The 13,347-nt window shown below is 73.8% G+C and carries 13 protein-coding genes and 1 riboswitch; of the genes, 7 read left to right on the plus strand and 6 right to left on the minus strand.

Annotated elements, in window-relative coordinates; genetic code table 11:
• Positions 1–7: 7 nt before the first annotated feature.
• From FHS37_RS01890 to FHS37_RS01905, 4 genes are all read right to left on the minus strand, one after another.
• Entirely contained in the window at positions 8–1,021 is a 1,014-nt protein-coding gene (locus tag FHS37_RS01890; protein WP_184817222.1) for a C40 family peptidase, read from the minus strand.
• A gap of 205 nt (positions 1,022–1,226) precedes the next feature.
• Positions 1,227–2,267, minus strand: coding sequence for a C40 family peptidase (locus FHS37_RS01895; protein WP_184817223.1), 1,041 nt, complete (start codon positions 2,265–2,267; stop codon positions 1,227–1,229).
• Between the two features lie 231 nt (positions 2,268–2,498).
• Positions 2,499–3,842: an NYN domain-containing protein gene (locus tag FHS37_RS01900; protein ID WP_184817224.1), complete on the minus strand. Its 1,344-nt coding sequence runs from the start codon at positions 3,840–3,842 to the stop codon at positions 2,499–2,501.
• A gap of 67 nt (positions 3,843–3,909) precedes the next feature.
• Positions 3,910–4,149, minus strand: coding sequence for a hypothetical protein (locus tag FHS37_RS01905; protein ID WP_184817225.1), 240 nt, complete (start codon positions 4,147–4,149; stop codon positions 3,910–3,912).
• Positions 4,150–4,305: 156 nt separating this feature from the next.
• Between FHS37_RS01905 and FHS37_RS01910 the strand changes: the two genes are divergently transcribed.
• From FHS37_RS01910 to FHS37_RS01940, 7 genes are all read left to right on the plus strand, one after another.
• A complete protein-coding gene (locus FHS37_RS01910; protein ID WP_184817226.1) occupies positions 4,306–5,043 on the plus strand; it encodes a rhomboid family intramembrane serine protease in 738 nt (245 codons plus the stop codon).
• On the plus strand, positions 5,040–5,321 hold the full coding sequence (locus FHS37_RS01915; RefSeq protein ID WP_159531942.1) for an Lrp/AsnC family transcriptional regulator: 282 nt from the start codon (positions 5,040–5,042) through the stop codon (positions 5,319–5,321). Before FHS37_RS01910 ends, FHS37_RS01915 begins: the two co-directional genes overlap by 4 nt.
• Before the next feature lie 99 nt (positions 5,322–5,420).
• Positions 5,421–5,735, plus strand: a complete 315-nt coding sequence (locus FHS37_RS01920; protein WP_184817227.1) for a small secreted hydrophilic protein — start codon at positions 5,421–5,423, stop codon at positions 5,733–5,735.
• Complete coding sequence (locus tag FHS37_RS01925) at positions 5,662–7,161, plus strand: sensor histidine kinase (protein WP_184817228.1); 1,500 nt, start codon at positions 5,662–5,664, stop codon at positions 7,159–7,161. Before FHS37_RS01920 ends, FHS37_RS01925 begins: the two co-directional genes overlap by 74 nt.
• Positions 7,158–7,820, plus strand: coding sequence for a response regulator transcription factor (locus FHS37_RS01930; protein WP_184817229.1), 663 nt, complete (start codon positions 7,158–7,160; stop codon positions 7,818–7,820). Before FHS37_RS01925 ends, FHS37_RS01930 begins: the two co-directional genes overlap by 4 nt.
• Before the next feature lie 57 nt (positions 7,821–7,877).
• Positions 7,878–9,293: an SLC13 family permease gene (locus tag FHS37_RS01935; RefSeq protein ID WP_184817230.1), complete on the plus strand. Its 1,416-nt coding sequence runs from the start codon at positions 7,878–7,880 to the stop codon at positions 9,291–9,293.
• A 39-nt stretch (positions 9,294–9,332) separates the two neighbouring features.
• Positions 9,333–10,532, plus strand: coding sequence for a glycerate kinase (locus FHS37_RS01940; RefSeq protein ID WP_184817231.1), 1,200 nt, complete (start codon positions 9,333–9,335; stop codon positions 10,530–10,532).
• Here FHS37_RS01940 and FHS37_RS01945 read toward each other — a convergent pair.
• Both FHS37_RS01945 and trpD read right to left on the minus strand, forming a co-directional pair.
• Positions 10,487–11,869, minus strand: coding sequence for an aminotransferase class V-fold PLP-dependent enzyme (locus tag FHS37_RS01945; RefSeq protein WP_184817232.1), 1,383 nt, complete (start codon positions 11,867–11,869; stop codon positions 10,487–10,489). The two genes, FHS37_RS01940 and FHS37_RS01945, sit on opposite strands and share 46 nt — an antisense overlap.
• A gap of 166 nt (positions 11,870–12,035) precedes the next feature.
• Positions 12,036–12,152: riboswitch (SAM riboswitch) on the minus strand.
• A 79-nt stretch (positions 12,153–12,231) separates the two neighbouring features.
• Complete coding sequence (trpD, locus tag FHS37_RS01950) at positions 12,232–13,296, minus strand: anthranilate phosphoribosyltransferase (RefSeq protein WP_184817233.1); 1,065 nt, start codon at positions 13,294–13,296, stop codon at positions 12,232–12,234.
• Between the last annotated feature and the right edge of the window lie 51 nt (positions 13,297–13,347).

Here is a 13,347-nt window from a genome sequence, read left to right on the forward strand (position 1 = left end):
GCTTCGGTCAGACCCTGGTGACCGAGGAGACCGGCATCATCCCGACCGGGTCGTGGCGCACGGGGGCGCCGGGGTAGGGCGCGTGGATCACCCGGCCGTCGCCCACGTACATCCCGACGTGGCTGGCGTCGGACCGGTAGAGCACCAGGTCGCCGGGGCGCGCCTCGGAGAGCGGGACCCGCCGGCCGGCGTACCGCTGGGCCTGCGAGGTGCGCGGCAGGGACACCCCGGCCTGCGCGTAAGCCCACTGCGTCAGGCCCGAACAGTCGAAGGAGCCGGGCCCGTTGGCGCCCCAGGCGTAGGGCCTGCCGAGGGCGGAGCGGGCGGCGGCCACGGCGGCGGCCGCGCGGGCCGAGGCCGGTGCGGCCGCCGGGCCGGTCAGGTCCGCGCGGCCGGAGCGGGCGGCGCGGTCGTAGGCGGCGCGTTCGCCGGCCGGGAGGGAGTCGAGCAGCCGGCGGGCCTCGGCGAGCTTGTCCTCGACGGTCTTCTTGTGGGCCGCGACGGCCCTGCGGCTCCTCTCCAGCGCGCCCAGCGTGCGGGCCGCCTCCGCGCGGTCCTGGGCGAGGGAGCGCAGGGCGCCCCGGAGTCTCCTCAGCTCACCGGCCTGGCGGACGGTGATCCGGTCGAGGACGGAGGCCTTCTCGAGGTACTCCTCCGGGTCGTCGGAGAGCAGCAGGACGAGGGAGGGGTCGAGGCCGCCGGAGCGGTACTGGGCGCCGGCGAGCGAACCGAGCGACTCCCGCAGGGTGTTGACCCGCTCCTGCTGCCGGGCGATCCCGTCCTGTGCGGTGCGGACCTGCCGGCGCAGGCCGTCGGCGCGCTCGTCGGCCGCGTTGTACGCCTCGGTGGCCTTCTCGGCCTCCGTGTAGAGGCGGTCCACCTCGGACCGGGTGTCGTCGTACGGCGTGGCCGCGGCCGGGACCGCGCCCAGGGCGGCGGCCGTGACGGACAGCAGACCGACGGCGGCCACGGCGCCCCGGTCGGGTCCGGAGGACGGTGCAAGACGGCGATGGGACCCCACGGGAAGCCGCGCTCCTTCCGCTGGCGGACGGGAAACGCGGCAGACAGTAGCGCCGGCGGCGGCGGGCGGACCAACGCCCGCGGCGGCCGCGCACGGCGACGCCCCGCCTTTCGACGCAGGTCACAGGCGGGGCGTGGGGCCGGTCGGCACCGGTGCGATTCCCCCGTTCGGGGGCACCGGGCCGGTCTCGCGGAGGGGCGGGAAGCTAGACGCGGACGCCGAACATGAACGGGCCGCCGATGGTGTTCATCGACTCGTAGCGCACGACGGTGCCGGTGCGCGGGGCGTGGATGATCTGGCCGTTGCCCGCGTACAGGCCCACGTGGTGCAGGTCGTTGAAGAAGAAGACCAGGTCGCCGACCTTGAGCTGGCTCACCGAGTAGATCCTGGTGCCCGCACCGGTCTGTGCCTCGGAGGTGCGCGGGATGCCGACGCCGGCCTGCGCGTAGGCCCAGGAGGTCAGGCCGGAGCAGTCGAAGGAGGACGGGCCGGTGGCGCCGTAGACGTAGGGGGTGCCGAGCTTGCTCTGGGCGGCGGCGAAGGCGGCGGCGGCGCGGCCGGAGCCGGCCGGGACGTTCGCGGAGAGGGCCTCGCGCTCGCTGGTGCGGGTGGCGCGGTTCTGCTCCTCGGCGAGCTGGGCCTTCTCCTCGGCGGTCAGGCTGTTGAGCAGCTTCTGCGCGGCGGCCAGCTTGCCCTGGACTTCCTTCTTCTTCTTGCCCAGTTCGGTGCGGGTGGAGGCGAGGTCCTTGAGCTTCTCGGACGCCTCGGAGCGCTGCTGGGCGAGCTCGCGCTGCTTCTCCTGGATCTCCTTCAGCGCGTCGACCTGCTGGGTGCTCAACTGGTCGAGGGTGGACGCCTTGTCGAGGTAGTCGTCCGGGTCGGAGGAGAGGAAGAGCTGGACCGAGGGGTCGATGCCGCCGCTGCGGTACTGGGCGCTGGCCATCGAACCGAGGCCGTCGCGCAGCTCGTTGAGCTCCTGCTGGCCGCGGGCGACGTCGTCCTGGATGGTGGAGATCTCCTTCTGGAGCTTCTCCTGCTTCTCCTTGGCCCCGTTGTACTTCTCGGTGGCCTGCTCGGCCTGCTGGTAGAGCTTGTCGACCTTGGCCTTCACCTCGTCCTTGCTCGGCTTCTCGCTCGGAGCGGCGTTGGCCGCCTGCGAGCTCAGGGCGACGGCAGCTGCGGCAGCGGTGGTGAGCACGGTCACGCGTGCGCGGCTCGGCTGCTTGGGACGACGGTGGGACGCCACGGAGACGAGCTCCTTCTCGAGAGTGATCGCGCGGGCGAGGGTTCGGAGCCGACCCTAGTGATTCTCTTGTGATCAGTTCAAATCCCCAGTCACAAAATCTTCGTTACGGCGGGTTTATTCGCCCTCAACTCACCTGCAGTGATGCCCGGCTGACGCTACGTTGCGTGACGGTTCCGTCAATTCGGGCATAAATCCCGTACGTTGCAGGGGTGACGGAAGTCGGCCAAGGGGCTAGGAAAGCCTCTTGAGGAGCACCGCCGACGCGACCGGGCGGGCGCCCGCGCGGGCCACCCCGTCGGCCACCTCGCGGTCGGTGGAGGCGACGATGACGGGCCGGCCGGGCGGCTCGGCGCGCACCAGCTGGCGGATCAGCTCGTCGGCGGTGACGCCCGGCTTGGAGAACAGCACCCGCACCCCGCGTGGCGGCGCCAGCAGCACCGGCGCGGCCAGCTCGGCGCCGTCGAAGACGCACGTCACCTCGGCGCCGGTCTGGGCGGCGAGCTGGGCGAGCTGGCCGAGGAGCCTGAGCCGCTGCTTCTCCAGGGGCATCTGGGGATAGCCGGTCTTGGTGACGTTGTAGCCGTCGACGACGAGGTGCGCCTGCGGCAGCGCCAGCAGCTGGTCGAGGACGGCGGGGTCGTCCTCGGACAGCGCGCGGGCGGCGATGTCCTTCGGGGTCATGCGGCCGGGCTCGACGGCGTCCACGGTCTCGGCGGGCCGCACGGACACCGGGGGCAGCGCGAGCTCGCGCCGCAGCCCCTGGGCGGCGTCCAGCACGGTGTCCAGCAGCAGCCGCACCCGCATGTCCTCGACGCTGCGGCCCTCCCGGGCCGCCCGGCGCGCGGCCTCCAGCGCGGCCTCGGTCTCCCCCAGCCGCGCCTTGAGGCGCCGGCTCTCGCTCTCGGCGGCCGACACCTGGGCGTGGCCCTCGGCGCGGACCGCCTCCATCTCGCTCCGCAGCTTGCGCAGGGCGGCCTCGCCCCGCTTGACGTCGCTGAGCGCGGAGCGCAGCTTGCGGTGCAGCGAGTCGGCTTCCTTCTTCGCCGCTTCCAGCTCGGTGCGCAGCCGCTCGGTCTCGGACCTGGTGTGCTCGCGGGCCCGGGCGAGTTCCGCCCGCAGCCGCTCCAGCTCGGCCCGGTTCTCCTCGTCGGCGCGCTCGGCGTCGGCGCGCTGCGCCTCCTCGCCGGCCGCGGTCACCAGCTTGACCCAGCCCGCCGGGCGGAGCACGTAGGCCGCGGCCGCCACGTCGAGCGGGTCCGCGGCCGGGGGCGGGGAGCCGGAGTCGAGGGCGCCGGCCAGTTCCGGCTGGGCCTCTCTGAGCCGTTCCCCGATGCGCTGCCGGAACAGCGGATCGCTCTCCAGCGCCGCGGCCATGGCGTTGCCCGCGAACTTGGCGCGGCGGCTGGGGGTGAACCGGGCGTACTGCCGCAGCGGGGCGGGCAGCTCGGTGACCGTCAGCCCGCCGAAGCCGTCGGCGGCGATCTGGACGACCCGGCGGCGCACTCCGTCGGGCAGCGGACGGTCGAGCACCTCGGCGGCGCCGTCCTCCGGCCCCCCGCCTGTGGTCTCCACCATCCGTCACACCCCAATGCCTGTGTGCGACCCCCTGTGCGGGGTCGCCGTCAGCGGGGCCCGCCCCCGTTCAGGAGCCGGCACCCGGCCTGTCCACGAGTTCCACCTGGTCCACGGCGTTGCACCAGCGGCACCGCACCGACTCGATCGTCTCATCGAGCACCTCGCGCTCCTCGACCCTGGGTTCTCCGGCCAGATCGAGGTGGACGTACTCCACGACCCTCGACGAGCGGGTCACGTCGAACCGCGTGAGGTTGCCGCAGAGGGTGCAGCGCCACCGCGTCGAGTCGGTCGGCAGAGGAACCGTCATCGTGGCTGTTCGCCTTCCTTCCAGTGTCCGTGACGCACCGGCTCCCCGGTACGTGTGGCTCGTAACCCTACGGCCTGGCGGGTCCCGGCCGCCCGCCCGTCCACGGCGGCGAGGCGGTCTGTGCGGTTGCGTCCGGTTACGTCATGCTCTGTGTTCATGATCCGCAACTGGAGCGCGTCGGCCGCCGGGGCGCTGCGGGGCTCGCCGGCCCCGGTGACCCGCACCCTCATCGTCCTGTGCTGCCTGGTCTTCCTGGTCGGGCCGGCCTCGGGCCTGAACCCGGCCCACGGCTCCGGGGAGGAGCTGCTCGCCGCGCAGCGGGCCTGCTTCCGGCGCTGGGGCGTGATCCCCGCAGACCTGTTCGAAGGATTCCCCGGGGCCGTCCTCACCCCCGCCACGGCGCTCTTCGTCCACGGCGGCTGGGTGCACCTGCTCGGCAACATGCTCTTCCTCCACGTCTTCGGGGCGATGACCGAGGCGCGGATGGGGCGGGTGCGGTTCACCGTGTGCTACGTGGGCTGCGGCTACCTCGCCCTGCTGGGGTACGCCGCCGCCCACGCGGACTCCGGGCAGCCCCTGGTCGGGGCCTCCGGGGCGATCTCGGCGGTGCTCGGCGCGTTCCTCTTCCTGTTCCCCCGGGCCCGGGTGACCAGTCTCCTGCCGTTCCTGTTCTTCCTGCCGGTGCGCTTCCCGGCGTGGGTGGTGCTGCCGTTCTGGGCGGCGCTGCAGTGGGCGGCGGCGGGGCGGGCGGACGGCGGCGGCCCGGGGGTGGCGTACCTGGCGCACCTGGTGGGGTTCGGTCTGGGCTTCGGTTACGCGTGGGTCCGCTTCGGGCGGGCGACTACAGTGAAGGCCACCCCTGCTCCAGTCCCCGAGGGAGAGAACCAGCCGTGATCACCGCGATCGTCCTCATCAAGACCAGCGTGGACCGGATCCCCGAGATCGCGGAGCAGATCGCCGCGCTGGACAGCGTCAGCGAGGTCTTCTCCGTCACCGGTACCTACGACCTGATCGCCATGGTCCGGGTCCGGCAGCACGAGGACCTGGCGGAGGTCATCCCGGGCCGGATCAGCAAGATCCCCGGCGTGGAGGGGACCGACACGCACGTGGCGTTCCGCACGTACTCGCAGCACGACCTGGAGGCGGCGTTCGCCATCGGCCTGGACAGCTGAGGACGGCGCCGCGGCGGAGCCCGGCCGACGGCCCGGGATGAAGAGTTCTTCATCTCCGGCTCATCCGCGCCGTCCGGTTCCCGCCGCAGGATCGGGGGCATGGTCTTCACTCGCCGGATGGCGGCCCTGGCCGCCGTCGTCCTGATCCCCCTGGGCGTGGCCGCCACGAGCTTCGCCCTCGCCGACGGCCCCGAACCGCCCAAGGTCCCGCCCCGGGTGGAGCTGGACAGCGGCTCCCCCGCTCCGACGCCCACGGCCCCGTCCGCGCGGCCCGAACCGACGCCGAGCGACGAGGTCGTCTCCCGGCCTCCGGTGACCGACAGCCCAGCGGGTGATGACGATGACGACGACCGCGGCCGGGACTCCTCGGACGACGGCCCCGGCGAGGACGACGGACCGGGCGACGACGGCTGACCCCGCGCGCCGGCGGATCTCCGCCCGCGTCCGCATCCTGCTCTGGCTGCTGTTCGTCATGGCCGTCGCGCTCGCCTCGGTGGCCACGACCACCCGCTCCTTCCTGCTGCGGGACGTCGACGACCGGATCAACGGGCTGCTCGCCCAGGAGGCCGGCGAGTTCGCCAACTTCAAGGAGCGCGGCTTCGACCCGGAGACCGGCCGGCCCTTCACCGAGCCGGACCGGCTGCTGAAGGTCTTCCTGGAACGGCAGTACGCCGACCCGGACGAGGAGCTGATCGGCCTGGTGGCCCGGCCCAGCGGCGGACCCGCGCAGCTCACCCAGCCGCGCGACCTGCCCGTCGCCCTGCCCCTGCACCGGGACCCCGACGCCCGGCGCCGCGTCTTCGACTCGCCCGACGCCTCCGGGGTGCTGCACCGGCCCGAGGGCGAGATCCGCTGGACCAAGGTGGCCGTGGCCCGGGCCGGCGGCGACGCCCCCGAGGCCGCGTTCGTCGTCGCCTTCCACCCCGAGCGGGAAGTGGCGCGCGTGGACGAGGTGTTCCGCGTGCTGCTCGCCATCTCCGGGGTCGCCCTGCTGCTGACCACCGGCATCGGCTGGGCGGTCGCCGGGCGGATCCTGCAGCCCGTGCGCCTGGTGCGCACCGCCGCCGCGCAGCTCACCGAGCAGGACCTCACCCGCCGCATCCCGGTGCGCGGCCACGACGACATCGCCGCCCTCGCCGAGACGTTCAACGCGATGCTCGACCGGCTGGAGCGGGCCTTCGCCGCGCAGCGCCAGTTCGTCGACGACGCCGGCCACGAGCTGCGCACCCCGATCACCATCGTGCGCGGCCACCTGGAGCTGATGGGCGACGACCCCGCCGAGCGCGAGGAGACCGTCCGCCTGGTCACCGACGAACTGGACCGGATGAGCCGCATCGTGGAGGACCTGCTGCTGCTCGCCAAGGCCGAACGCCCCGACTTCGTCACCCCGGAGCCGGTGCAGCTCGCCGAACTCACCGCCGACGTCTACGTCAAGGCCCGCACCCTGGGCGAACGCGACTGGCAGCTCACCGACATAGCCGACCGGGAGGTGGAGCTGGACCCCCAGCGGATCACCCAGGCGATGGTGCAGCTGGCGCAGAACGCGGTGCAGCACACCACCACCGGGCAGACCATCCGCATCGGCTCCCGCGCCGAGGGCCCGCGGATCGAGCTGTACGTCGCCGACTCCGGTCCCGGTGTCCAGCCGCAGGACCGGGAGCTGGTCTTCGAACGCTTCCGGCGCGGCACCTCGCGGCGCGGCGCGCGCGGTTCGGGCGCCGGACTCGGCCTGTCGATCGTCAGGGCGATCGCCGAGGGCCACGGCGGCCGGGTCCGCCTGCACGACACCGAGGGCGGCGGCGCCACCTTCGTACTGACGCTGGAAGAGGCACACAGGTGAACCGGATCCTGATCGTCGAGGACGAGGAGCGCATCGCCTCCTTCGTGGAGAAGGGCCTGCGCGCCAACGGCTTCACCACCACCGTCGTCCCCGACGGCGAGGCCGGCTACGAGTACGCGCTGACCGGTGGTTTCGACCTGGTCGTCCTGGACATCGGGCTGCCCGGCCGGGACGGTTTCACGGTCCTGCGCGAGCTGCGCGAGTCCCGGGTGACGACCCCGGTGATCGTGCTGACCGCACGGGACTCGGTCCGGGACACGGTGGCCGGCCTGGAGGGCGGCGCCGACGACTGGATGACCAAGCCGTTCCGCTTCGAGGAACTGCTCGCCCGGGTACGGCTGCGGCTGCGCACGGCGGCCCGCGCGCCGGAGGTGACGGTGCTGCGGTCCGGCTCGCTGAGCCTCGACCTGCGCACCCGCCGCGCCCGGTCCGGGGAGCGCACCGTCGACCTGACGGCCCGTGAGTTCGTGCTGCTGGAACTGTTCCTGAGGCACCCCGGGCAGGTACTCTCCCGCGAACAGATCCTGTCCCACGTGTGGGGCTACGACTTCGACCCCGGCTCCAACATCGTGGACGTCTACGTGCGGGCGCTGCGCAAGAAGCTCGGCGCGGAGAAGGTGGAGACGGTCCGCGGGATGGGCTACCGCCTCCCCGCGTGAAGCTCCCTTCATCTTCGGCTCATCGACGGCTCACGGTCCGGGTGAATCGTCGATGACGTGACGCTGAACCCCCGACTGACCGCCGCCCTGTGCGTGGCCCTGTCGCTGTGCGCGCTGCTCGCGGTGCCCGGCAACTTCCCCGGCATGAGCGGGGACGCGCGCCTCACCCTCGCCGTGTTCGCGCTGGCGACCTGCGCCTGGGTCGGTACGCCGATCGACGACACGTACATCGCGCTGGGCGCCGGACTCGCACTGACGGTGACCGGGGTGATCAGCAACGACACCCTCTTCGGCACCCTGGGCGACTCGACGGTGTGGCTGCTGATCTGCGCGTTCGTGCTGGCGGCCGCGGTGACCCGGACCGGGCTCGCGGGACGGGCGGCGGCGTTCCTGGTCGGCGGGGCGCGCACGGTACGGCAGTTGACGCACCTGACCACGGCCTCGCTGGTCGTCACGGCGTTCGCGGTGCCCGCCACCTCGGGCCGGGCCGCGCTCGCCCTGCCGGTGTTCCTCGCGCTGGCCAAGGCCCTCGCCGACCGCGGACGGCTGGTCGTGATGCTGGCGCTGCTGTTCCCGACCGTGATCCTGCTGTCGGCGGTGGCGACCCTGATCGGCGCGGGCGCGCACCTGATCACCGTGTCGGTGCTGTGGGAGGCCGCCGGGGAGCGGGTCGGCTTCACGCAATGGCTGGTGCTGGGACTGCCGCTGGCCGTGGTCTCCTCCCACCTCGCCGCGGAGGCGGTGCTGTTGACCACCACCCGGCGCGCGGACCGCAAGGGCCCGGTGCACATCACCGCCGAGGAGATCCAGCGGCACAGCGACCGCCCCGTCACCGGCCCCTGGACGCAGGCCGAGAAGCGCTGCGCGGCGCTGCTCGCCACGGTCGTCGCCCTGTGGTGCAGCGAGCCGCTGCACCGGGTGTCGCCGGCCGTGGTCGCGCTGATCGGCGCGGTCGTCGCCGCCTCGCCCGTCCTGGGCACCGTACGGCTGAAGGACGCCCTGAGGACGGTGCCCTGGTCGCTGCTGCTGTTCATGGCGGCGACGATGGCGATGGGCGTGGCGCTCGCCGAGTCGGGGGCGGCGAAGTGGCTGGTCGGCGGGTTGCCCGACGGGGTCACCCCGGTGGTGTTCCTGGTGGTCGTGATCGCGGTCAGCACGGCCGCCCACCTGATCCTGCAGTCCCGCTCCGCCCGCAGTTCGGTGCTGGTGCCGCTGGTGGTCGCGGCGGCGGTGGGCGCCGGGGTGAACCCGGTCGCGGCGGCGCTGGCCTCCACCGCCGCCGCCGGCTTCTGCCACACGCTGCCCGCCTCCGCCAAGCCGGTCACGCTCTTCGCGGAGGTCCCCGGCACCCCCACCTACACCCCGCGCGACCTGCTGCGGCTGTCCGCCGTGCTGGCGCCGCTGACCGCCGCCCTGGTCCTGCTGTTCGCCGTCGCGGTGTGGCCGCTGCTCGGCGTTCCCGTGACCCGCTAGGCCGCCCGAACCCGGTACTGACCAGCTAGGAGTGTTCCCATGCTCACCCGTGTCGTCGTAGCCCCCAGCGGCTTCAAGGAGTCGCTGTCCGCCGAGGCCGCCGCCGACGCCATCGCGGCGGGCGTCCGCCGGGTCCTGCCGGACGCGGAGATCGACCGGATCCCGCTGGTGGACGGCGGCGAGGGCACGGCCCCGGCGCTGGCCGCCGCGACCGGCGGGCGGCTGGTCGCCCTGGCCGCCACCGGCCCGGTCGGCGAACCGGTCGGCACGCACTTCGCCCTCCTCGGCTCCCGGGACACCGCGGTGGTGGAGATGGCGGCGGTCGCGGGCCTGTCCCTGGTCCCGCGCACCCGGCGCGATCCCGGTGCCACGACCACGTACGGCGTCGGCGAGCTGATCCGCGCGGCGCTCGACCAGGGCGTGCGGCGCGTCCTGGTCGGCTGCGGCGACTCGGGCACCTCGGACGGCGGCGCGGGCGCGCTCCAGGCCCTCGGCGCCCGGCTGCTGGACCCGGACGGGTTCGAACTGCCCAGGGGAGGGCGTGAGTTGACGCGGCTGGCGCGCATCGACCCGACCGGCCTCGATCCCCGGCTGCGGGACGTGGAACTCCTCGTCGCCTGCAACCCCTTCAACGTGCTGTGCGGCGAGCGGGGCGTGGCCCGGGTGTTCGGTCCGCAGAAGGGGGCGACCCCGGCGCAGGTCGAGGAGCTGTCGGCGGGACTGGAGAACTGGGCGCGCGTCCTCACCCGCGATCTCGGCGTCACCGGTACCGATCTGCGCCAGGGCCCCGGCACGGGCGCCTCCGGCGGGCTCGGCGCCGGGCTCGCCGCCCTCGGTGCGCGGCTCCTCCCCCGCTTCGACGTCCTGCTGGACCACCTCGACCTGGACGCCCGGCTGGCCCGCGCCGACCTGGTCGTCACCGCCGAGGGCGCCCTGGACCACCAGACACCGCGCGGCAAGGTGCCCGCCGAGGTGGCCCGGCGCGCCAAGCTGTACGGGCGGCCGGTGCTCGCCCTGGCGGGGACGCTCGGCGAGGGCGCGCACCAGGTGCCGGGCGTGGACGCCTGTCACGGCATCCTGCCCGCCCCGATGGCCCTCGCGGAGGCCCTGGTCCGCGGCGCCGAACTCCTCACCGACGCCACGGAACGCGCCCTGCGGATGATCCTGCTGGGCGCCCGGCTACCGGCCCCGGCTCACGCGGACGTGTCGGGCACGCACCGCCCGTCCTCCGTGCGGTAGCTCCACTTCGCCCCGTCCCGCACGAGCTCCTTCACCGCCCGCACGAACCGCTCCACGTGCTCGTCCGGCGTCCCCGCCCCGAAGCTGACCCGGACGGCGTTGAGGGACTTCTCCCCGGGCGCCGCCTCGGGGGCGCCGCACTCGCCCTGGCTCCGCGGGTCGCCGCCGAGCAGCCTGCGCACCAGCGGGTGGGCGCAGAACAGTCCGTCGCGCACGCCGATGCCGTACTCGGCGGACAGCGCGGCGGCGAAGTGGGAGCTGTTCCAGCCCTCGACGACGAAGGAGAGCACACCGACGCGCGGCGCGTCGTCCCCGAACAGGGACAGGAACCGCACCTCGGGGACGTCCGCGAGTCCTTCGCGCACCGTGCGGATCAGGTGCTCCTCGCGGGCGACCAGCGTGTCGAACCCGGCCTCGGTGAGCGCCTTGCAGGCCGACGCGACGGCGTGGGCGCCGATGACGTTGGGCGAGCCGGCCTCGTGGCGGGCGGCGCCGTCGTGCCACTCCACGTCCAGTCCCCCGTCCGCGCGCCGGGTGACCCTGCGGCTGGCGCCGCCGCCCGCGAGATACGGCTCGGCCTCCCGCAGCCAGTCGGCCCGGCCGGCCAGGACACCGGAGCCGAAGGGGGCGTACAGCTTGTGCCCGGAGAAGGCGACCCAGTCGACGTCCAGGTCGCGGACGCTCACCGGGTGGTGCGGGGCGAGCTGGGCGGCGTCCAGGACGATCCGGGCGCCGTGCGCGTGGGCGGCGGCGGCCAGTTCCCGCACGGGCCACAGCTCACCGGTGACGTTGGAGGCGCCGGTGACGCAGACCAGGGCGGGGCCGTGGCCCCCGTGAACGGATGCGGTGCGGTCGGCGAGGGCGCGCTCCAGGGTGTCCACGGCCTGCCGCGGGCTGCTCGGGGCGTCGAGGCAGGTGACGCGCGCGTTCCTCCAGGGCAGCAGGGAGGCGTGGTGCTCGGTCTCGAAGACGAAGACCTCGCAGCCGTCCGGGAGCGCGGCGGCGAGCAGGTTGAGGGAGTCGGTGGTGGAGCGGGTGAAGACCACCTGGTCCGTGTCACGGCAGTCGAGGAAGGCGGCGACGGTCCGGCGGGCGTTCTCGAACAGGTCGGTGGAGAGCTGGGAGAGGTATCCGGCGCCGCGGTGGACGCTGCCGTAGCAGGGCGCGTACGCGGCGACGTCGTCCCAGACGCGCTGGAGCGCGGGGGCGCTGGCGGCGTAGTCGAGCGCGGCGTAGGCGACCTCGCCGCCGGTGACGAGCGGGACGGTGACGTCCCGGCCCAGAACCGGCAGAGGCGCACAGAGGGACGGGGCGGCGGCAAGGGTGGGGACGGACATGGCGGAGCTCCCGGAGAGACGGGCGGAACCTCCGTGCGAGCGCGCATCGCTCCAGCACGGAAGGTGAAGGGGAAGGGAATGTGCGGAGGCGGGGCTCTGCGGCCCTAGCGCATTCGCTTGCTCAACGGAAGGCTCCTCGACGACCAGGACCCCTGGTTGCACGAGGGGTCCGCGCTTGCCGTGGGCCTTGCTGCTCACGGCCTGGTCCTCACCCGGGGCACCCCGCCACGGACGGAGGGTTGCCGGACAGCCGGCCGGGGCCTCATGGCTGTCGCTCATGACCTGGACAGGAACGTACGCGAGGGGAGCGACGTCCCGCAACCCGCGTCCGGATCGCGGGACCTCGCTCCCCGCTCGGAGCGCTACGCGTTGCTGACGGCCACCCAGCGTTCCAGGACCCGCTTGGCGGCCCCCGAGTCGAGGGACTCGGCGGCCCGGTCCATGCCGGCCCGGATCTGCTCGGTGAGGGTGCCGCCGCCCGGCTCCAGCGCCACCAGCGCCGCCGCGGAGTTCAGCAGCACCGCGTCCCGCACCGGACCCTTCTCGCCGTCCAGCAGCCGGCGGGCGACCTCGGCGTTGTACGAGGCGTCGGCGCCCCGCAGGGCCTCGACCGGCACGAGCTCGATCCCGACGTCCCGCGGGTCGAAGGCCTCCTCGGTCACCTCGCCGTCCCGGACCACCCACACCCGGGAGGTGGCGGTGGTGGTCAGCTCGTCCAGGCCGTCGTCGCCGCGGAACACCAGGGAGGAGTGCCCGCGTCCGGCGAAGACGCCCGCCATGATCGGAGCCATCCGCGGGTCTGCGACCCCGACCGCCTGGGCCGTGACCCGCGCCGGGTTGGCCAGCGGACCGAGGAAGTTGAACACCGTGCGGATGCCCAGCTGCCCGCGGGCGGCGGCCACGTGGCGCAGCGCCGGGTGGAACTTCACCGCGAAGCAGAAGGTGATCCCGGCCTCCTCGGCGACCTCGGCCACCCGCTGCGGGGTCAGCTCCAGATTGACGCCGAGCTTCTCCAGGACGTCGGAGGCCCCGGACGCGGAGGAGGCGGCCCGGTTGCCGTGCTTGACGACCTTCACGCCGGTGCCGGCCACGACGATCGAGGACATCGTGGAGATGTTCACCGTCCTGGCCCCGTCCCCGCCGGTGCCCACGATGTCGACGGTCGCTCCCGGCACCTCGATCACCTTGGCGTGGTCGTACATCGCCCGCACGCAGCCGGTGATCTCCTCCACCGTCTCGCCCTTGGCCCGCAGGGACACCGCGAAGCCGGCGATCTGCGCGTCGGTCGCCTCGCCGCGCATGATGAGGTCCATCGCCCAGGCGGTGTCGTCGGCGGACAGGTCCCGGCCGTCCAGCAGTCCGTTCAGCAGGGCGGGCCAGGAGCGGCCCGCCGCGGTGTCGCCTCCAGCGGGGGTCACAGCGCTCATCAGCCGCTCCTGATCATCGGGGGGAGAAGTCCTTACGCCACCACCCTATCC

It is taken from the genome of Streptomyces griseomycini, assembly GCF_014203535.1.
In the GTDB taxonomy this organism is placed as follows: domain Bacteria; phylum Actinomycetota; class Actinomycetes; order Streptomycetales; family Streptomycetaceae; genus Streptomyces; species Streptomyces griseomycini.